General features: G+C 41.5%; 19 protein-coding genes. 12 read left to right on the plus strand and 7 right to left on the minus strand.

Going from position 1 to position 18,793, the window contains the following annotated elements:
* Positions 1–24: 24 nt before the first annotated feature.
* The 4 genes from AC13FX_RS14090 to AC13FX_RS14105 are packed head-to-tail and all read left to right on the plus strand — an operon-like array spanning position 25 to position 6,029.
* Positions 25–1,164 carry a DUF445 domain-containing protein gene (locus tag AC13FX_RS14090; protein WP_482881502.1) on the plus strand — a complete coding sequence of 380 codons (1,140 nt, stop codon included), beginning with the start codon at positions 25–27 and terminating at the stop codon, positions 1,162–1,164.
* Positions 1,165–1,186: 22 nt separating this feature from the next.
* Complete coding sequence (locus AC13FX_RS14095; protein WP_482881503.1) at positions 1,187–2,854, plus strand: S8 family peptidase; 1,668 nt, start codon at positions 1,187–1,189, stop codon at positions 2,852–2,854.
* A gap of 9 nt (positions 2,855–2,863) precedes the next feature.
* A complete protein-coding gene (locus AC13FX_RS14100; RefSeq protein WP_482881504.1) occupies positions 2,864–4,303 on the plus strand; it encodes a phytoene desaturase family protein in 1,440 nt (479 codons plus the stop codon).
* Between the two features lie 31 nt (positions 4,304–4,334).
* A complete protein-coding gene (locus AC13FX_RS14105) occupies positions 4,335–6,029 on the plus strand; it encodes an ABC transporter permease (RefSeq protein ID WP_482881505.1) in 1,695 nt (564 codons plus the stop codon).
* Between the two features lie 281 nt (positions 6,030–6,310).
* Here AC13FX_RS14105 and AC13FX_RS14110 read toward each other — a convergent pair whose 3' ends face one another.
* Together AC13FX_RS14110 and AC13FX_RS14115 are read right to left on the minus strand one after the other, a co-directional pair.
* Positions 6,311–7,330, minus strand: a complete 1,020-nt coding sequence (locus AC13FX_RS14110; protein WP_482881506.1) for a Fe(3+) ABC transporter substrate-binding protein — start codon at positions 7,328–7,330, stop codon at positions 6,311–6,313.
* A gap of 107 nt (positions 7,331–7,437) precedes the next feature.
* Positions 7,438–7,767 carry a DUF971 domain-containing protein gene (locus AC13FX_RS14115; RefSeq protein ID WP_482881507.1) on the minus strand — a complete coding sequence of 110 codons (330 nt, stop codon included), beginning with the start codon at positions 7,765–7,767 and terminating at the stop codon, positions 7,438–7,440.
* 43 nt (positions 7,768–7,810) lie between these two features.
* On the opposite strand from AC13FX_RS14115, the gene AC13FX_RS14120 reads away from it, so the two are divergent.
* Both AC13FX_RS14120 and AC13FX_RS14125 read left to right on the plus strand, forming a co-directional pair.
* The gene (locus AC13FX_RS14120; protein WP_482881508.1) at positions 7,811–8,515 is read left to right on the plus strand and encodes a hypothetical protein; all 705 of its coding nucleotides are present in this window, start codon (positions 7,811–7,813) and stop codon (positions 8,513–8,515) included.
* Between the two features lie 90 nt (positions 8,516–8,605).
* Complete coding sequence (locus AC13FX_RS14125; protein WP_482881509.1) at positions 8,606–9,094, plus strand: YajQ family cyclic di-GMP-binding protein; 489 nt, start codon at positions 8,606–8,608, stop codon at positions 9,092–9,094.
* Here AC13FX_RS14125 and AC13FX_RS14130 read toward each other — a convergent pair whose 3' ends face one another.
* Entirely contained in the window at positions 9,095–9,523 is a 429-nt protein-coding gene (locus AC13FX_RS14130; protein WP_482881510.1) for a CoA-binding protein, read from the minus strand.
* Positions 9,524–9,610: 87 nt separating this feature from the next.
* Here AC13FX_RS14130 and AC13FX_RS14135 point away from each other — a divergent pair, with 87 nt between their 5' ends.
* On the plus strand, positions 9,611–10,042 hold the full coding sequence (locus AC13FX_RS14135; RefSeq protein WP_482881511.1) for an FKBP-type peptidyl-prolyl cis-trans isomerase: 432 nt from the start codon (positions 9,611–9,613) through the stop codon (positions 10,040–10,042).
* 22 nt (positions 10,043–10,064) lie between these two features.
* Complete coding sequence (locus AC13FX_RS14140) at positions 10,065–11,270, plus strand: THUMP domain-containing class I SAM-dependent RNA methyltransferase (RefSeq protein WP_482881512.1); 1,206 nt, start codon at positions 10,065–10,067, stop codon at positions 11,268–11,270.
* A 34-nt stretch (positions 11,271–11,304) separates the two neighbouring features.
* Here the strand turns inward: AC13FX_RS14140 and AC13FX_RS14145 are convergent, their stop codons facing one another.
* From AC13FX_RS14145 to AC13FX_RS14155, 3 genes are all read right to left on the minus strand, one after another.
* Entirely contained in the window at positions 11,305–12,642 is a 1,338-nt protein-coding gene (locus tag AC13FX_RS14145; protein ID WP_482881513.1) for a glycosyltransferase, read from the minus strand.
* A gap of 136 nt (positions 12,643–12,778) precedes the next feature.
* Positions 12,779–13,669, minus strand: coding sequence for a hypothetical protein (locus tag AC13FX_RS14150; RefSeq protein ID WP_482881514.1), 891 nt, complete (start codon positions 13,667–13,669; stop codon positions 12,779–12,781).
* Between the two features lie 138 nt (positions 13,670–13,807).
* The gene (locus tag AC13FX_RS14155; RefSeq protein ID WP_482881515.1) at positions 13,808–14,467 is read right to left on the minus strand and encodes an O-methyltransferase; all 660 of its coding nucleotides are present in this window, start codon (positions 14,465–14,467) and stop codon (positions 13,808–13,810) included.
* 51 nt (positions 14,468–14,518) lie between these two features.
* On the opposite strand from AC13FX_RS14155, the gene AC13FX_RS14160 reads away from it, so the two are divergent.
* The gene (locus AC13FX_RS14160) at positions 14,519–15,184 is read left to right on the plus strand and encodes a lysophospholipid acyltransferase family protein (RefSeq protein ID WP_482881516.1); all 666 of its coding nucleotides are present in this window, start codon (positions 14,519–14,521) and stop codon (positions 15,182–15,184) included.
* A gap of 15 nt (positions 15,185–15,199) precedes the next feature.
* Here the strand turns inward: AC13FX_RS14160 and AC13FX_RS14165 are convergent, their stop codons facing one another.
* Positions 15,200–16,267: a hypothetical protein gene (locus AC13FX_RS14165; protein WP_482881517.1), complete on the minus strand. Its 1,068-nt coding sequence runs from the start codon at positions 16,265–16,267 to the stop codon at positions 15,200–15,202.
* Positions 16,268–16,323: 56 nt separating this feature from the next.
* On the opposite strand from AC13FX_RS14165, the gene AC13FX_RS14170 reads away from it, so the two are divergent.
* The 3 genes from AC13FX_RS14170 to hpf all read left to right on the plus strand — a co-directional run bounded on the left by AC13FX_RS14170 (position 16,324) and on the right by hpf (position 18,788).
* Positions 16,324–17,463, plus strand: a complete 1,140-nt coding sequence (locus AC13FX_RS14170) for a glycosyltransferase family 2 protein (RefSeq protein ID WP_482881518.1) — start codon at positions 16,324–16,326, stop codon at positions 17,461–17,463.
* Between the two features lie 69 nt (positions 17,464–17,532).
* The gene (locus tag AC13FX_RS14175) at positions 17,533–18,453 is read left to right on the plus strand and encodes a tyrosine recombinase XerC (RefSeq protein WP_482881519.1); all 921 of its coding nucleotides are present in this window, start codon (positions 17,533–17,535) and stop codon (positions 18,451–18,453) included.
* 35 nt (positions 18,454–18,488) lie between these two features.
* Positions 18,489–18,788 carry a ribosome hibernation-promoting factor, HPF/YfiA family gene (gene hpf / locus AC13FX_RS14180; protein ID WP_482881520.1) on the plus strand — a complete coding sequence of 100 codons (300 nt, stop codon included), beginning with the start codon at positions 18,489–18,491 and terminating at the stop codon, positions 18,786–18,788.
* Positions 18,789–18,793: the final 5 nt, after the last annotated feature.

Here is an 18,793-nt window from a genome sequence, read left to right on the forward strand (position 1 = left end):
TCGTACATCACTCCAAAAAAGTGAATGAGCACTGAGAACAAACCAAATATCATCAAGGATCAAACCAAGGCTTTTGGAATGCAGCTTTGGGATTTGTTGCATAAACAGATAGATAAACACAGTGCCAGGGACCTGCCTTCAGATCAACGTGATGTCCCTCCCAGAAAGACCTCGGAACACCGTTGGTTACTGAATCTTCTGTTTGGGATCCCTTATCTCCTCCTTGGGATCTTCATATTCTCATTCTATTGGGATTTTAGCGGATATGAAGCTGTGATCTTTCATCATACCTTCAATTTTGAGGGTATATTGAGGATAATCAGTATCAGTGGTTTGATCGGATTTCTGACCAACTGGATCGCCATTACGATGCTATTCCGGCCCACACACAGGCGTCCGGTGCTCGGTCAGGGTTTGATCCCGGCTCAAAAAGACCGCATTGCTTACCGGCTGGCACGGGCGGTTTCCGAAGACCTGATCAACCCTGAGATCATCAAGCAAAAGATCCATGAATCGCAGGCTATAGCTAAATACCGAGAGAAGGCGACCGTCTACATCAAAAAGATCATAGATGATCCTGATTTTCGGTTCAACCTGAAGCAGATCGTAGTAGGCTATGTGGATGAAATGATCGCCGATCCGGAGGTCAGGTCCAATATCGCAAAGAAACTGATCGAACAGATTGATGAGGCGGTGGATGAAAAATCGTTTGAGAAAGTAGCACTTAAAGCCTACAGTTTTTTTAAAGGTCAGGAAATGCAGGACCTGGTTGAAAGTGCCCTCCTCAAACTGCCGACCGGTATAGAAAACAGCCTCAATAAGATGGATACTTTTCTGGATGAGCTACCCGAAAAGCTGGATGAAAATGGTTCAGTGATCGAAGAATTGGTTACCAGGATGTTATATAAGCTTATAAATCAGCTTGATGTTCAGGCATTGGTCGAGGATAATCTAAGACAGTACGATGAGAAAAAGCTGGAAACCCTCATAAAGAATGCCAGTAACGACCAGCTTCAGTATATTCAGTATTTAGGTGCAGTTTTAGGTACTTTCGGTGGGCTTATTATCTGGGAACCAATTGCCAGCTTACTTGTTATTTCTGTGATAATTGGTATTACCCTTTTACTAGACGTTATATTGATCAAGATCAAGAGTTCCAACTAATTCAAATTATCAGCTAATTATTATGAACAAATTATACAGGGCATTTTATGTAATGGCAGTTCTATTCCTGACAGTGAGCTGCAGCAGTTCCAAAAATGTGACCAATGATAGCAGTAGATCAGGTTCGGTCAGTAGCACCGTCATCAACACATTCAAACCTACAGCTGAATCACCAAGTGAAACATGGCACCTCACTCCTGCCGGAAATGAATACTATACAGGAACCGGTGTTGAACAAGCTTACACTGACATTCTATCCGGCAGATCTCCAAAACAGAAAGTGATCGTTGCGATCATTGACTCCGGAACTGATATTGAACATGAGGATCTTGCTGATAAGATCTGGGTGAATGAGGATGAGATCCCTGGTAATAATAAGGATGACGACAAGAATGGGTATGTTGATGATATCCATGGTTGGAATTTCATTGGCGGTCCGGATGGAAGCCATGTGGATAAAGATACCTATGAGGTCACACGACTTTATTCTGAAATGAGAGATGAGTTTGAAGGCAAGGATCCCTCTGACATCACTTCTGATAAAATGGACGATTACCAATATTTTCTGGACATCAAAGAGGCTTATCAAACCCGGGTCAACAGAAATACACAGGAACTTCAGCAGATCTCACAGATCAGAATGGCCATACAGTTTGCAAAACGGGCCCTTGGAATCAGAAGTATCGATGATATTTCCCAGGACAGCCTGCAAATAACAGGTAATGAAGACCAACAAACATTTCAGGCTAAACAGATCATCAGCAGTCTTAGGGCAAATGGAGCCACTGAGAAAGATATTGAAGACCTGGATGAATATAACCAGCAACTGAATGACTTAAATGAATATGGCCTAAATCCGGATTTTGACCCGCGCCATATCGTAGGCGATGATTATGATGACCTGAGTGATCGATACTACGGCAATAATGATGTAAAAGGTCCCAGAAGTGATCATGGTACACATGTAGCCGGGATCGTTGGAGCCATTCGTAATAACAACCAGGGTGCTCAGGGTGTAGCGGACTATATTGAGCTTATGATCGTCAGAACCGTCCCTGATGGTGATGAGCGTGATAAGGATGTGGCTAATGCCATTCGTTATGCCACTGAGAATGGAGCTAAGGTCATCAATATGAGTTTTGGCAAAGGATATTCTCCAGAAAAAGAATATGTGGATGCGGCAATTAAGTTTGCTGATGAACAAGGAGTCCTTTTGATTTCAGGAGCCGGAAATGGCAGTGAAAACGTTGATAAGATCGACTCATACCCCTCCCGTTTCTATGAGGATGGTGGCCAGGCTGCGAATTTTCTGAGCGTTGGAGCCACCTCCTGGAAAACAGACTCTACCCTTGTTGCCGGTTTCAGTAACTATGGCAAAAACACCGTTGACCTATTTGCCCCCGGTGTTGATGTTTATTCCACATATCCTGACAATGATTATGAAGTTAACAGCGGAACCAGTATGGCAGCTCCGGTTGTATCAGGTATTGCTGCCCTAATGATGTCATATTACCCGGAATTAACAACCACACAGATCAGGGGTATCCTGTTAGATACCGTAACTAAAATTAATCTGACTGTTTACAGACCGGGAGACATGAGTGCCGTTTCTTTTTCAGAGTTATCTTCAACCGGTGGGATCATAAACGCATATAATGCTATTAAAACCGCAGAAGCACTTAGCAGGTAACTTAACTTTATGAGTGAACCAAACCAGGATTATGATGCAGTCATCATTGGCTCAGGTCCCAACGGGCTAAGCGCGGCCATACGGTTGTCGCAGGAAGGATTGAAGGTGCTGGTCCTTGAAGCCAAGGATACCATTGGCGGTGGTACGCGGACCATGGAACTGACCGAACCCGGATTTTTGCATGATGTGTGTTCAGCAGTTCATCCCACTGCTGCCGGTTCTCCTTTTTTAAGTACGTTAGATCTCGATAAATTTGGACTTGAATTCATTCAACCTGAAGTGGCTTACGCACATCCTCTCGATGATGGAGAGGCCGGTTTAGCTTATCAGGATCTTAATAAAACGGCTGAAAGACTAGGGGTTGATAAAGAAGCCTATATCAAACTGTACAATGAATTTGTAAATGACTGGGATTATTTATCTCAGGATATCTTTGGCACCTTACGTATTCCGAAACATCCGTTGCTTATGGCAAAATTTGGATGGTATGGGATGTTTTCAGCTAAACTTTTGTGTAACTCATTATTTAAAACTGAAAAAGCACGTGCCCTTTTTACGGGTTGTGCTGCTCACAGTATTGTTCCGCTCACGCGTTCTTTCACCGCATCTTTCGGGATCGTGCTTGGAGCCTCTGCTCATTCAGTGGGCTGGCCCGTGGCTAAAGGCGGCTCAGCATCTATAACCAATGCCATGGCAAAATTGTTTAGGTCTTTGGGCGGTGAGATCAAAACTGGATACAGAATTAAAACACTTTCCGATCTCCCTACCTCTAAAGTCATCTTATTCGACCTTACTCCTCATCAGATCGCCCGAATTGCTGAAAATGAGCTTCCTAAAAGTTACCTGAACAAGCTCAGAAATTATAAATACGGTCCCGGAACCTTTAAACTGGATTGGGCTTTATCTGAAGCTGTTCCCTGGACCAATGAAGAAGCACGCAAAGCAGGAACACTGCATTTAGGAGGAACCTTTCTTGATATATCAAAAGCCGAACAGGCTGTCTGGGATGGAGAACACCCTGAAAATCCCTATGTTTTGGTCTCTCAGCCATCTGTTTGTGACCCATCAAGAGCACCTGAAGGCAAACACACTTTATGGGCTTACTGTCACGTACCAAACGGTTCAGAGCAGGACATGACAAAGGTCATTGAGGATCAAATAGAACGTTATGCTCCGGGATTCAAAGATATCATCATCAGTAAGCATACGATGCATGCAATGGAAATGGAGCAATATAATTTTAACTATATAGGCGGAGACATTAATGGTGGGGCACAAACGGTGACCCAGCTATTTGGGAGGCCGACCTTAAAATGGGATCCATATAAGATACCTGCCAATGGTTTATATATTTGCTCATCATCGACCCCACCCGGTGGTGGTGTTCACGGAATGTCGGGTTTCCATGCAGCTCAATCAGTATTAAAAAATGAGTTTAACATCTCATAAATTTTGAATTGATATAAGCTTATCTTTCGGCATGCTAAAAGCGCTGCATACAACTATTCAAAATTTGAGACCCGACAATAATCGACCTGAGAATCGATCCAGAAAGTGGACCTATCTGAGCCTTGGAGTGGCCCTTCTCATATCAATTCCAATTTTAACGGTCGTTTTTTCCGTATTCACCTCAGCCGGGGAAGTCTGGGAACACCTGGCCTCTACGGTATTGGACGATTATATCAGAAACTCCCTGCTTCTGATCCTCGGAGTTTCCACCGGTGTAATCCTCATAGGTGTTTCAACTGCCTGGCTGATCACAATGACAGAATTTCCTGGTCGCCGTATCTTCGAATGGGCTTCCATCCTGCCCTTTGCCATCCCTGCTTACCTGCTTGCATATATCTATACCGATTTCCTGGATATAACCGGCCCCCTCCAAAATATGATCCGAAATATATTTGGTCTGGGTATTGATGAATACTGGTTCCCAAATATTCGTTCAGTTGAGGGGGCTATACTCATCATGTCTCTTGCCTTCTACCCTTATGTATATATGCTGGCGAGGTCATCATTTCTCGAACAATCCACGACCTTGCTCGAAGCCAGCCGGATCATGGGATACTCAACATGGCAAAGCTTCTTTAAAGTAGCCCTGCCGGTAGCACGTCCCGGTATTGCGGCCGGATTGGCACTGGCTTTGATGGAAACGCTGAATGATTTCGGGACCGTACAATATTTTGGAGTTCAGACCTTTACCACCGGAATTTACCGAACCTGGTTTGGACTGGGAGAACGACCTGCGGCAGCTCAACTAGCTGCATTTTTGCTGGCATTCATAGTGGTACTTCTCATTCTTGAACGATGGTCTCGAAATAAGATCAGCAACGAGAAAGCAAATTCTACACGCTTTAAACGACTGAACCGGTTTGAGTTAAAAGGAATGAGGTCAGCTTTGGCCTTTATAGTGTGTTTTATTCCTGTACTCATTGGTTTTGTGATTCCGGTGATCCTGTTATTGGAAATGTTTTTCTCGAACCTCGAGGTACTTGACTTTAAATTCATTGAACTTGCATTGAATTCGTTTACTGTCTCAGCCATAACCGGTTTCCTGGCAGTTCTGCTCGCTTTGTTAATGGCGTATTCGGCCAGATTAAATCCAAACAGATACGTAAAGATCTTCAACCGGATAAGTTCTCTCGGTTATGCTATTCCTGGCTCAGTGATCGCGGTAGGTGTACTTATTCCCTTTGGCCTTTTTGATAATACGATTGATGGTTTCTTTAGGGAACAGTTTGGATTCTCAACCGGATTACTGCTGAGTGGTACCATCTTTGCCATGATCTTTGCCTACCTGGTTCGGTTTCTATCAGTTTCATACGGTGGTGTGGAAGCCAGCATGGAAAAGATCACGCCTAATATGGATGAAGCCGCCCGAGGGTTAGGTTTTCGCTTCTCCAAGGTCCTGAGAAAGATCCATATCCCTATGATGTCAGGCGGCTTGCTTACAGCTGCTCTCCTTGTATTTGTAGACGTGATGAAGGAGTTGCCTGCTACCCTGATCGTTCGCCCATTTAACTTTGATACTCTGGCTGTACAGGTATATCGCTACGCGTCGGATGAAAGACTTGCGGAATCTGCCGGGGCTGCATTAATGATCGTCCTGGTTGGAATTATTCCGGTGATCATTATCAGCCGAACCATAGCACGTTCCAGAAAGTCAGAAACAGAATAAACCCTTCTAACATTTAAGGTACACTTACCTTCTTGCTTCTGTAAGGTGCATTCTGATCCCAAAATTTTGGGAGAAGATTCGCGCATTTAGTATTGCTCAGATAACCTAAATGTATTGCTGACCGTCATTATTCCTGATGTCCTGATATCATTCGAACTCACTCAAACAGCAAAGCTTCAATGTTTCATCTCAATGTCTCCAGACTCAATAATTAGGCTATAAAATAAAAGCCCCGATGAGTCTCACCGGAGCTTTAGTATCAAAATATTTAATCAAGTCATTTACTTCCAGCCTGCGCGATCCATGATCCTGATAGCTTCAGGGTTGTTACTTCCCAATGCAGATACATTGACAGCATCACTTTTGTATTCCCCAAATTGCTGAAGAACCGGAGCGATCTCGGCATTGTCATTGATCGGATATTCATTGTTGCCACTGATGAAATATTTTTGCGCTTCTGTAGTGGTTAGGTATTCAAGAAAACGAATAGCGTTTTCTTTATTTGGTGCATTTTTCAGAATTCCGGCACCACTGATGTTCACATGAGCTCCTCTTCCGTCTTCACCCTGATTTGGGAATACAAACTGAACCCTGGATGCGGCTTCTTTATCAGCCTCATCATCCCCTGTTATCATAACAGCCAGATAGTAGTGATTGGCAACTGCAACATCACAAACTCCTGCTGCTACCGCACGGATCTGATCTCGGTCGCCGCCTTGTGGTTCACGTGCCATATTTGCAACCAATCCATTGGCCCATTCCTCAGTGGCTTCTGCACCGATCGTTTCAACCATAGAGGCTACCAATGATTGATTATAGATGTTATTGGACGAACGGATACAAACTCTTCCTTCAAATCTTGGGTCAGCCAGATCCTCATAGGTCAGTTCTTCATAATTCTCCACTGCATCAGGATTCACGACCAGGCCACGAACTCTTTTCGACAATCCGATCCAAAGCCCGTCCGGATGCCTGAATGAAGATGGAACGCGTTCTTCAAGAGTTTCTGATTCAAAAGACTGAAGAATATCAGCTTCTTCAGCTCTCCATAATCGTCCCGCATCAACTGTGATCAATATATCGGCAGGAGAATTAAGCCCTTCACTCTTAACACGTTCAATAAGTTCATCTGATCCGCCTTCGATCAGGTTAACCGCAATACCGGTTTCTTCAGTAAACTGAGAATATAAGGCCTGATCAGTATCATAGTGTCGTGCAGAATAAACATTAACCTCTTGTTGGCTTGAACAAGAAACAAAGAACATTGCAAATGCAATGATCGCATAAAGAAAAGATTTCATAGTATAAGCTTTAGTTAAAATTACCTTCATTGTTTAGAACGATTCAAAACTAAAGCTTTATTTAGATAGAATCTAAATTAAATTTCAGGGTTTTGTAAAAAAGGATATCACCCGGTATGATTGGCCGGATCAAGCCATCTTAGTGTTTTCCACTGATACATCCCTGAATTATGGCCATCACCCCATGTTATCTTGATCGCATGATTCCCCACCTGCTCAATATTCCGGATCTCAATTCTTGGAGGGGTCTCTTCAAAAAAGGCCTCCGGTTCAAAATCTCCCATCTTGCCATGCCCCCCTCTGCACATCACGCAGGGACAATTTACCCTTAAACCATATAAAGGATAACTTGAAACCTGACCATCATTCCATGTAATTTCCAGAACCTGATCTTTATTACTAACTTCGATACCTGTCGGTCTTATACCTTCATCCATTGATCAACATCTAATTGAATTTTAACTACGCCAAAATTAACCAATGCTCTGGATAGTTGTTTCGACATTTATAGTATCACTCACCAGCCTTTACCTGGGACATTCCCGTCTTTTGCATATTGATCAGATCACGGTAAGGCGTTTGTCAATCTCACTTCTTCTTACACTAATACTATTCCTGCTATTACAGTGGTTACACAGGATAGGATATTTTCCTGAAGCAGTTGCCGGATTTAGTATGGCGAATGTGTATGCTTCTCTCTTTGGATTTTTCTTTGGAGCTGCCATACAACAGTACAATCAAAAAAAGAACTCCGGTAAGATCTTGTATGTAAACCGTTCTTTCTGGACTGATATTCTACCTAATGTGATCGCTCTTGGTGTGATCCTGTTCGGGGTTCAACGAAGCTCAATTCTATCTGACCTTCCAATAACTCCCATTCGAGTCACTTCAGGCCTTTCCATTATTGCGGTTGGGCTTTATGGACTTACCATTCGTTTAGTTCCTGAATTCAGAGATAAAGGATTGATCCTACTTGACCGCAAGATCGAATGGGACCACTTCATTTCCTATTCATGGTTTACAGAAGGTGTGATAGAGATCGAGTACAAGCATAATGGTGCGATAAAAAGTTTTAAAACCATGGTTCCTGAAGAGGATGAACTTTTTGTGGAAAAAACATTATCTAAAAAGATTGCTGAAAAACTCGAAAATGACGAATTTGATGAATATAAAGAGCTTGATTGAATTACAATAAAGTGAAGACGGTGATCTTTTGAGTTCCAGTATTTTAATACATACACCCCTATTTTTAATTAATTAAATATTGAATACCCAATGGCCTCTTTTGATATCGTAAATAAAGTTGATGTACAGGAAGTAGATAATGCAATTAATAATACTCTGAAAGAGATCAGTACCCGTTACGATTTCAGGGGCTTACACACTGAAGTTGAGTTTCATAAAAAAGAGAACCGGATCCATTTAGTAGCTGCCGAAAGCATGAAACTGGAAGCCGTTAAGGATATGCTCATTAAGAATTTTATCAAAAGAAATATCAGTCCTAAAGTATTGGATTTCAATGAACCACAGGGAACATCTCAAGGGCATTTAAAGATGGATGTATTATTAAAAGAAGGCATCGATAAAGACACTGCTAAGAAGATCACAAAAGAGATCAAAGGGCTGAAACTGAAAGTGCAGCCTCAAATACAAGACGATCAGGTACGAGTTACCGGTAAGAAGATCGATGAGTTACAAGCGGTTATAAAGCACCTGAAAGCAAAAGATATGGGTGTACCACTGCAGTTTGTTAATATGAAGTGATCATTTAAAGTTTCGATCCCATTCTACCATGATGCATCGGTTTTTGATATAGGGAAGCTCATTCATCTCGGCTGTTTGTTCTGCTTCAGGTGATGATACATCCAGCTGAGTCCAGATAACTGGGTTTTGTTTGGTCATTTTCTTCCATTCTGCCACTTCTTTTACCGCTTCAGCAGAGTATCGCGAATTCCTGAACACATTTACGATATCGATCTCAACCTCATGAGGGATGTCAGCCATACTATCATAGGATGGTTCACCATAAATCCTATCGGCTTCCGGATTCACAGGGATCACCCTAAACCCTTTTTCCGTGAGGTATTTGGCCGCATAATTACTGGTTCTAAATTTATTTGGCGAACATCCTATCATAGCTATGGTTTTAGCTTGTCTTAGAATGTTTTTGATCTCTTTGTTATCACTGATCATGTTTATAGGTGTTTACGATCCTCATCTGTCTCGAATTTTACGTATATTTGTCAGCACAATATATTCACAATTAAAACAATAGTTATTTTGTCTAAAGTAAAAGACGGTGACACCGTAAAAGTTCACTACACTGGAAAATTAGAAGACGGATCTGTATTTGATACCTCTGAATCCAGAGATCCGCTGGAAGTTACACTTGGGGAAGGAAAATTGATCCCAGGTTTTGAAAAAGCTGTAGTAGGTCTTGAAGTTGGAGATAAGACCACAGCAACCATTGAATCAGGCGACGCATACGGCGAGCGCAGAGAAGACCTTGAATTGTCAATTGAGCGCAATCAGCTTCCTGAAGATATTGAACCTGAAGTTGGCATGCAGCTGCAATTAAATCAACCTAACGGACAGCCTGTACCTGTTCAGATCACTAATGTGGAAGAGGAAAACATCACTATTGATGCTAACCACCCCCTTGCAGGTAAGGACCTGGTATTTGATATCGAATTGGTTGAGATCGTAAACTGATCATTCAATAATCCAATTTAACATGGAGTTCTTCAAAAGAGGAACTCCATTTTTTATTTCTGAAACTTACGCTTTTATCATAATGGCCGATTTTGACTCCAAAAGTACTATTTCCATAACCTGCCCGAAACGGATCACTCCTTTTCTTAAAAATGAACTACAGGAACTTGGTTTTCCTATAACTAAAGAAAGACTGGCAGGTATTGAGACCGAAGGCACCCTCAATGATTGCATGCTGTTAAACCTTAGCCTCAGAACCGCTCACCGGGTGCACTACAGGTTAAAGGATTGCAGGCCACAAAATGCTGAAGAGCTTTACAATGAGCTTATCAAGACCCCCTGGGAAGAATACATCGATAAGCATGGGTATGTCAGTGTCACCTCCTTCATAAAAAATAAAACAGTAACCAATACTCAATTTGCAAATTTGAAGGTCAAAGATGCAATTGTTGATAGAATCCGTAAAAAAACCGGGGTCAGACCGGATTCAGGATCAAACCTCAACAAAACGGTGATCTTTGTATTCTGGAAGAATGACCGTGCCCAGATCTACTTAGATACATCCGGAGAATCTATATCACGTCGTGGTTACCGTACGGAAACAAGCGTAGCACCTATGCAGGAAACACTGGCAGCCGCTCTCATCATGGCCAGTAAATGGAAACCGGGTCAGCATTTCATCAATCCAATGTGTGGAAGTGGGACAATTGCTATAGAAGCAGCCTTACAGGCATTGAATAAAGCACCCGGATTGCTGCGCCCTAATTATGGCATTAAACACATCCTGGGCTTTGATGAGACAAGGTGGAATGATCTTCGGTCAGATCTGAACAACAAAACAGAAAAATCATTCAAAGGCAGGATCATTGCAACTGACCATGATATAAGAGCCGTTAACGCGACTCGCAAAAATGCCCGAACTGCAGGACTGGATCATCATATCGAGATCAGTAAATGTGATTTTACGGAGACAAAGATCCCATCAGATAATACCGGTGTGATCATGCTTAATCCACCCTATGGTGACCGAATTGGAAATGAAAAAGATCTGGAGCCAACGTATGAAGGAATCGGTGATTTCTTTAAACAAGAAGCTACCGGTTATTGGGGTTATGTGTTTACCGGAAACTTTGACCTGGCTAAGAAGATCGGACTCAGAACCAACCAGAGAATGGAGTTTTACAATTCAACCATTGATGCCCGTTTACTGGAATATGAGCTGTACTGATTTGTATATACCTCACCTTTTATTGAGTGAAACATCATGCATTCTTAGCTTCGATCCATTTGCTCAAATACCGGGTACTTGCCGCCGTATGATGATGTAATATAGTTCCTATAAAGTTTTGCTGGCGATGGATTTGTAAATTATCAAACAGGCTCTCTAATCGATTTTTTAATCTTGAGCCAAGTTGTTCTTTTGAATACAATCTGTTGATAATTACAGGTCCCTGGTCCCGGGCCACCTTCCAATCATCAGGATCTTCATAGATCCGGACTGCTGCCTTGGCAAATAACTCCGGATCATCTTCAATGGCTCCCGGCCAAGACAAACTACCACTCATGGCTTCCGCACCAACGGTGGTGGTTACACTGGGAGTCCCGCATTGCATAGCTTCGATCAACTTTCCCTTTAGTCCGGCTCCAAATCTGATTGGGGCTAACAGCACTCTTGCTTTACCAACCACTTCTTTTGCCGATTCAGCCCTGCCTTTGACCACGAAACCCTGTTTTATATTCTGAAGTTGCTCAACTTTCTCTGAAGCATAGGCACCGTAAATGTGCAGCTCAGTTTTCGGAAGTTCTTTTCGTATAAGTGGCCAGATCTCCTCCTTCAAATATTGCACCGCATTCCAGTTTGGCTCGTGTAGAAAGTTTCCAATGGTAATAAAGTGTTGACGTTTATTATATGGCTTCCATTGCTTTACATCATTTTCCCTAACCGGGTTTAACATGAACGGAAGATGCATGATAAGGGATTCATTCACCCCAAATACATCTTTAAGTAACTGCATTTCATAAGATGATATCACCAGGGAAAGGTCACAGCGAAAAATACTTGCTATCTCTCTTTTGGCAATATCATTCATTACATCTGATTCTTTGAAATCCACCTGACCTTTCCACGCTTCCTGCCGTGCCCTTCTGAGACAATGAAGGTCTTCCGTATCAAGAATTCTGATAGCATCCGGACACTTCTCAGCCACTCTCCAACCAAATTGCTCCTCGGTCATAAACCGATCGAATAAAACCAGGTCCGGTTCCAGATCAGATATAAATGCGTCAAAAGATTCATGATTCAATCTTATCTGTACTGTCTCGATTCCTTCTGACTTCAAATCAGCCGCAAATATACTCTCAGAAGCAGCTGAAGCAAAGGTGATCTCTGCCCCATGCACACTAAAGAACTCGATAAGCTCCATCATGCGAGTCCCAGCCGCGGAGGAATCCGGTTCAGGCCAAACCTTACCAATGATAAGAACCTTAATTTTATGGAAATCAGGTATTTTATTTTCCTGCATACGATCGCTGGGTATTAAATTTTCTATTACTTCGTAAAGGTTGATCAGCACCAACATAAAAACCCATATTGGGGTCATTTGGCAGGATCATGAAATTGGAAATAAGATAAGGTTCTTTATAAGGTTATTTAAGAAAATTAACTTCCACTTCTACAGTCTTGACATACCGTGTATATAAATTTAGTTGACCATCAATAGTGGTCAAAATGGTTTCCTATCGGCCAAATGGAATGGTAACACCAAGCCATGGCACACCAATAAAACCGCCTCCTATACTTTCCCCTACAACGTATGGACGGAATAATCCAAAATCGACCGCAAAACTTTCAGGTGCCCAACGAATCGCTGCTGAGAGAAATCCTGCTGTTTCACCCCCAACAGATATTAGATAATTCTCTGTGATCAGGTATACGGTACGGTTCAATCTTGTCATACCGCTGAAATTGAATAATGGGACATCCGACCACTCACCATCTCCATAACCGAAACCCATACCCAGAGTAAAGTTATTATTCAGATCCCCAATTGTAATAGCTCCAAATGCTAATCCTAATCCAAAGCTTTCACCCCCACCGACAACACCGCCAAACATCCCTCCCGCTGCCAAATGAAGATTATCTTTAGCTAGAGGAATTGAAACTTTTGGGATCAACCAAATAGGAGTCGCATTACTGCCAAATAAAAAAACAGGCACCAGTCCGGCTCCCATTGAAAAGTTATTTGTAAGACCATAATTCACATTATTGAATAAGATCCAGGTGTTTTGATAATAGCCTTCACCCTTTCTAAGACCAATAGCATTGGTACTGAACAGGTATCGGGTACCGTGAGGATTATCGAACCAATATTCACCATCTTTGATCTGGTCAGGTTCCACTTCCCTGATACTCTTGATACTCTCTCTTGGAATAGTGATCTGCCCTAGCTTATTATCATTAAAAACGATCTTTGCCCCATCTTCAGACACTAATGTCCCTATGTAAACATTTCCATCTGATGTGACTATACGATAGACCGTATTGTCTTGAGCATATGCGGCTTGATTCACCCCTGTCAAAACAAGAACGGATAATAAGCAGCCCACAAAAATTTTCGATAACGTCATATTTATCTGATTCAAAATCTTTATTTGACCAATACTAAGTAAAATTCAATATACATTATTAAAGGATCTAAACATCTTTATGAATGCAAGAAGAGCTTGTGCTCCCTCACCCATAAACGTTTAATTACTACATTCATCTTATTTTTTTCGGATCAGGGTCACCCCATCTCTCACCGGTAACATAACTTGTTCTACCCTATCATCTTTCGCGACCTTCCGGTTGAATGCATCCAGTGCCTCTGATTTCGGATCTCCCGGCTCTAAAACTGTACCATCCCATAGTACATTATCAACCACTATGATTCCCCCGTGATCAAGTTTATCAATCGTGGTATCGTAGTAGAACTCATAACTGAGTTTATCAGCATCAATAAAGATCAGGTCAAATGATCCCTCCAGGGCACCTACCAACTCTCTGGCATTTCCCTTTAATAAGGTGATCTTCCTGCCTGTATCATATACTTCAAAGTGCTTTGAGGCTATTTCCTGATAGCGCAGGTTCATTTCAACGGTAATAACCTCACCATTATCGGGCAGCGCTTCTGCCATGGTCAGAGCTGAGTAACCTGTAAAGGTTCCTATTTCCAGAACGCGTTCTGCTCCACAAATACGGATCAACATTTTCAAGAGCTGACCGACCAAATTTCCGCTCAGCATGTCGATATACTCAAGCTCCTCATCAGAAGACGAAACCACGGACCGGAGAGCCTCAGACTCCAATGTGGTCATCTCCTGAGCATATTTCTCTATACTTTGATCTGCAATTTGAACGGACATGGGATCTTTGCGCTTTTTCATGGTGATTGAAAGATAAGGTGCAACCCCCTATTATAACCAAAAAAGATTGCCTTGAATTTTATACCCGCCAGCGAATCAACCTTTTACATTAAGTTCTTTAGTCTCTATACCAAATGGAAACTCAAAAGAACCTTTCATCAGGTTTGGATCAAACAAGAATACACCCCATCAGACTCATCCAAAACTGTGTATTTCCTCAATCACAATTCCTGGTGGGATGGATTGATACCACTTTATCTTAATGAAAATTTCTTCCATCAAAAGGCCCGGGCCATCATGGAAGACAAACAAATGAGAAAGTATGCATTCTTCAGTAAGATCGGTGCCTTTTCAATTGATATCAAAAACCCCAGGTCCACACTCACTTCTCTTCGTTATGCTCTGAAATCATTAGACAGAGACAAAGCATGCCTCTTCATTTATCCGGAAGGCAAGCTCACACCGGTATCTCAAACTGAGCCCGTATTCAAAAAAGGACTGAGCTGGCTTTACAAGAAATCAGACAATATTGACTTCGTTCCCATTGGTATTTACATGCATACCTTCAGATCGGCCAAACCTGAACTTTATATATCAATAGGAAGTTCAGTTGTTCCTTATAAGAATATGGGCAATAATGAATTAACTAATTTTTTTCAGCATAAATTATATAAGAATTTAACCGAAATGAGAGGTGTTGCCGGTTATTCTGATTCAGGCTTCGCTCCTCAATTTTAGCCTAAATAATTTAGGTTACCATGTCCAGGGATACATAAGAGGTGATTTTTGCACCCAATGCTCCTTTTGATCCGTGTAATTAAGCCTCATATGGACCAACGGCCAGAATATTTTATGATATATATTTTTAGGATAAATAAACTCTGACACCCCTTGCGCCACTTGTATTTGCCCTTTATACTTAATTATAGAATTACCTAAAAATCGCTGATAAAAAGGACCGTTGTCAATCTTATCCCTTAAATTAATATTTACAGTTACTTGAGCCGACTTTAATTCGATTTTACGGGCAGATCTGAGTCCAAACATATTGGATGAAATATAGTCCAGTTCAGCTTCACTCAAATGTTCAAGAACCATGGAATTTTCCTCGTTAATAAGCCATGCTTCAAACTGTCTTTCATCATGTTTATTCATCAGGTAGTAGATAAGTGTGAAATCCTTGAAGTGGTACCTTCCCCAATACCAATCCTCAAAACTTTCCTTCATGGGTTCATATCCGATATTATGATCGTGGTAACCCATCCCCTCTTTTTTGATAAGTTCTTCCCCGTTGATGCCCACTAATCTCAAATCTGTTTTGAATTGTAATCTTGGGAGTATCAAATTCCATAAATGCCTGTCTTTACTCTTTGACTCTAGTAAGGCTTTATCAGGCAAAGCCCCCCTCCCAATTATGGAGCCCTTCAAACTATAACCCGACGGCAGGGTTTGATCCAGTTTCAACTCATAGGTAAACTGTTCGTTTACCAGGTTATAATGAAATATATTGTTCTCAACTTTGAGCAACAGTAATTCCGGGTCCCAACTAAATGAATTTTCATCAAATTCCAGGAAACTATAGTACACCGGCTTGCTGTTGCGGTAGATCGATACACTAACCGCCGGGTGAACATGATATTCATCCGGCCGGCTTTGAAGTTCTTTGATCTTCTTCGTTGAAAATGGATTTTCATGATAAAAGATGATCACAAAAGAAAATTCACCATCATGACTTATGCCATCAAAATACCACCATTCATACCCTTCCGGGGGTTTTCCCTGATCCGGAGAAACTTGATCTAAATCAGTTGTTATATTCATAATAAATTTTTCTGAGTCTTAGGCTTAATTTAAGGTTCTGCCACTTATATTCATCTATGGACATTTTACTTATTGTAGCTGCATCCTATTTGCTTTACACGGTTACCGTATTTGTACGCAACTTGTTTGAATTTCGTTCTCTCAATGATACTTCAGAGACAACTGATGATCAGAACCTTGTAAGTATTTGTATTCCCGCACGAAATGAAGAATACGTAATTGAACGGTGTGTATTATCTGCCGTGGATCAGAATTATAATAATTTTGAAGTGTTGGTTCTGGACGACAATTCGACCGATAAAACACCGGATATTCTGTCCAAACTAAGTAAAACCCATTCTTCACTTAGAATCATACAGGGCAAACCTAAACCGGATGACTGGCTGGGGAAACCCTGGGCATGTCATCAGCTAAGTGAACAGGCGCGGGGAGATACTTTGATTTTCATCGATGCTGATGTTTGGTTAGAGAGAACAGCCATTTCCAGATCCTTAAATGCCTTGAAAAATTCTGATGCTATAACGGTCTGGCCTAAACAAGAGATCCAAACCTTTTGGGAAAAACTCATCATCCCTATGATCTATTATGGGTTATACAGCCTTCTGCCAGCAAAATACGTTGAAGAAAATCCCAAATGGGTTCCTGCACCCTTCCGTAAAAGAATTGGGGTTCAGTTTGCAGCAGCGTGTGGACAGTTTATTGGCTTTAATCGCGGTGCATACAATAAGATCGGTGGTCATTCATCCGTAAAACAGCAGGTTGTAGAGGATGTGGAACTGGCTAAAGTTATAAAACGGAATGACCTTAAAATCACCATGTATGACGGTCTCAATACGGTTAATTGCAGGATGTATAGATCACACCATGAGATCTTTGAAGGGTTACGTAAGAATTTCTTTGTGGGATTTGGCAGAAACACCCTGCTGTTCCTGTTTATGTCAGTAATGCAATTTATCGTATATATCGCTCCTGTTTATATTTTAATAATGGGAACTCCACATCAGCAAATTTATGCTGCCTTTATATTAATGATCATCCTTATTCAGCGATGGATCCTTGATATCAAGTTCAAATGGGATCCGGTGATGAGTCTTCTTCAGCCTCTGACCATTTTGTGGTTTGAAGGTCTTGGAATCAGGTGTCTTTGGGATCATTACACCGGTAAAAAAGCAAAATGGAAAGGCCGTGAAGTTTAAGTTTAAATTCATCTCACCTTCACGAATAATTGTTTTCTTTTTTGCAGATACATAGACATATTCAGGCATATGAAAGCATTGATCGAGAAATACCTGAAATACCTTTCCGTAGAACGAAATGCTTCTGAACATACCATTACTTCTTATCGAAACGACCTGGAAACTTTTCTTAAGTTCACTACTGATGTTGAAAACGTATCTCCTGATGAGGTTAACCTTTCAAAAATAACCAGACTATCGATCAGATTATGGCTTGGTGACCTTTCAGAACAGGGAATGGCAAAAACTACCATAGCGCGAAAGGTAGCAGCACTTCGGTCTTTCTTTAAATACTGTTTCAAACGTGGTCATATTGATAAAAATCCTGCACACCTGTTAGTTGTACCCAAAAAAGATAAAAGTTTACCTAAAACGGCAACTGTTGAAGATATCGAACGTATGATGGATGCTGTTAATACAGAAACTACACGCGGACTTCAAAACAGGGCTATTCTGGAATTATTTTATGGAACCGGGATGCGCCTTAGCGAGTTAACAGGATTAAACCTGACAGATATCGATCTTAAACAAAATCAGGTGACGGTTAAAGGCAAAGGCAATAAACAACGAATAATTCCATTAGGTAAAACAGTATCTGATGTTCTTAAGGATTTCATCAAGAAAAGACCGGAGCTTTATGGTGACAGAACGGATGCAGATGCTAAAAGAGCTCTGTTCATTGCCGCAAGCGGTCAACGACTATATGACAGGGCCGTTGGACTGATCGTTGAAAAATATTTTAAAATGACCAGTGAGGTCACGCAGAAAAGTCCACACGTATTGCGGCATAGTTTTGCAACCCATATGTTAGACAATGGAGCAGACATTAGAATCATTAAGGAGTTTCTTGGGCATGCTAATCTTGCAGCTACGCAGGTTTATACTCATACCAGTATTGAAAGACTCAAGAATGTGTATGAGCAAGCCCATCCAAGAGCTAAAACACAATAAATCATAATTATTTACTATAATTTAGGAGTAGAATAATGAAAACTACATTCACAGCACGCCATTTTGAAGCCAGCGCAGATCTTCAGCAACACTGCATAGATAGTGTCGAAAAATTAGAGCAATTCTACGACCGAATAGTAATGTGTGATATAATCTTGCAACCTACTCCTTCTGATGAAAACCCCCATCAGGCAGAATTGGTCATTAAAGTCCCCCGTAAGGTTCTGACTGTAAAAGAAGGTGCAAAATCTTACGAACAAGCCGTGCATAATGCCGTTGACACTGCTTCCCGGCAATTGAAGAAATACAAAGATAAAATGCACGCAAATCAATAATCAAC

Source organism: Gracilimonas sp. B-17, from assembly GCF_056857935.1.

Bases quoted from the DNA above. Each gene is read 5' to 3' on its own strand.
- AC13FX_RS14090 (WP_482881502.1), top strand. From the start codon at position 25: ATGAGCACTGAGAACAAACCAAATATCATCAAGGATCAAACCAAGGCT.
- AC13FX_RS14095 (WP_482881503.1), top strand. From the start codon at position 1,187: ATGAACAAATTATACAGGGCATTTTATGTAATGGCAGTTCTATTCCTG.
- AC13FX_RS14100 (WP_482881504.1), top strand. From the start codon at position 2,864: ATGAGTGAACCAAACCAGGATTATGATGCAGTCATCATTGGCTCAGGT.
- AC13FX_RS14105 (WP_482881505.1), top strand. From the start codon at position 4,335: ATGCTAAAAGCGCTGCATACAACTATTCAAAATTTGAGACCCGACAAT.
- AC13FX_RS14110 (WP_482881506.1), bottom strand. From the start codon at position 7,330: ATGAAATCTTTTCTTTATGCGATCATTGCATTTGCAATGTTCTTTGTT.
- AC13FX_RS14115 (WP_482881507.1), bottom strand. From the start codon at position 7,767: ATGGATGAAGGTATAAGACCGACAGGTATCGAAGTTAGTAATAAAGAT.
- AC13FX_RS14120 (WP_482881508.1), top strand. From the start codon at position 7,811: ATGCTCTGGATAGTTGTTTCGACATTTATAGTATCACTCACCAGCCTT.
- AC13FX_RS14125 (WP_482881509.1), top strand. From the start codon at position 8,606: ATGGCCTCTTTTGATATCGTAAATAAAGTTGATGTACAGGAAGTAGAT.
- AC13FX_RS14130 (WP_482881510.1), bottom strand. From the start codon at position 9,523: ATGATCAGTGATAACAAAGAGATCAAAAACATTCTAAGACAAGCTAAA.
- AC13FX_RS14140 (WP_482881512.1), top strand. From the start codon at position 10,065: ATGGAGTTCTTCAAAAGAGGAACTCCATTTTTTATTTCTGAAACTTAC.
- AC13FX_RS14145 (WP_482881513.1), bottom strand. From the start codon at position 12,642: ATGACCCCAATATGGGTTTTTATGTTGGTGCTGATCAACCTTTACGAA.
- AC13FX_RS14150 (WP_482881514.1), bottom strand. From the start codon at position 13,669: ATGACGTTATCGAAAATTTTTGTGGGCTGCTTATTATCCGTTCTTGTT.
- AC13FX_RS14155 (WP_482881515.1), bottom strand. From the start codon at position 14,467: ATGAAAAAGCGCAAAGATCCCATGTCCGTTCAAATTGCAGATCAAAGT.
- AC13FX_RS14165 (WP_482881517.1), bottom strand. From the start codon at position 16,267: ATGAATATAACAACTGATTTAGATCAAGTTTCTCCGGATCAGGGAAAA.
- AC13FX_RS14170 (WP_482881518.1), top strand. From the start codon at position 16,324: ATGGACATTTTACTTATTGTAGCTGCATCCTATTTGCTTTACACGGTT.
- AC13FX_RS14175 (WP_482881519.1), top strand. From the start codon at position 17,533: ATGAAAGCATTGATCGAGAAATACCTGAAATACCTTTCCGTAGAACGA.
- hpf (WP_482881520.1), top strand. From the start codon at position 18,489: ATGAAAACTACATTCACAGCACGCCATTTTGAAGCCAGCGCAGATCTT.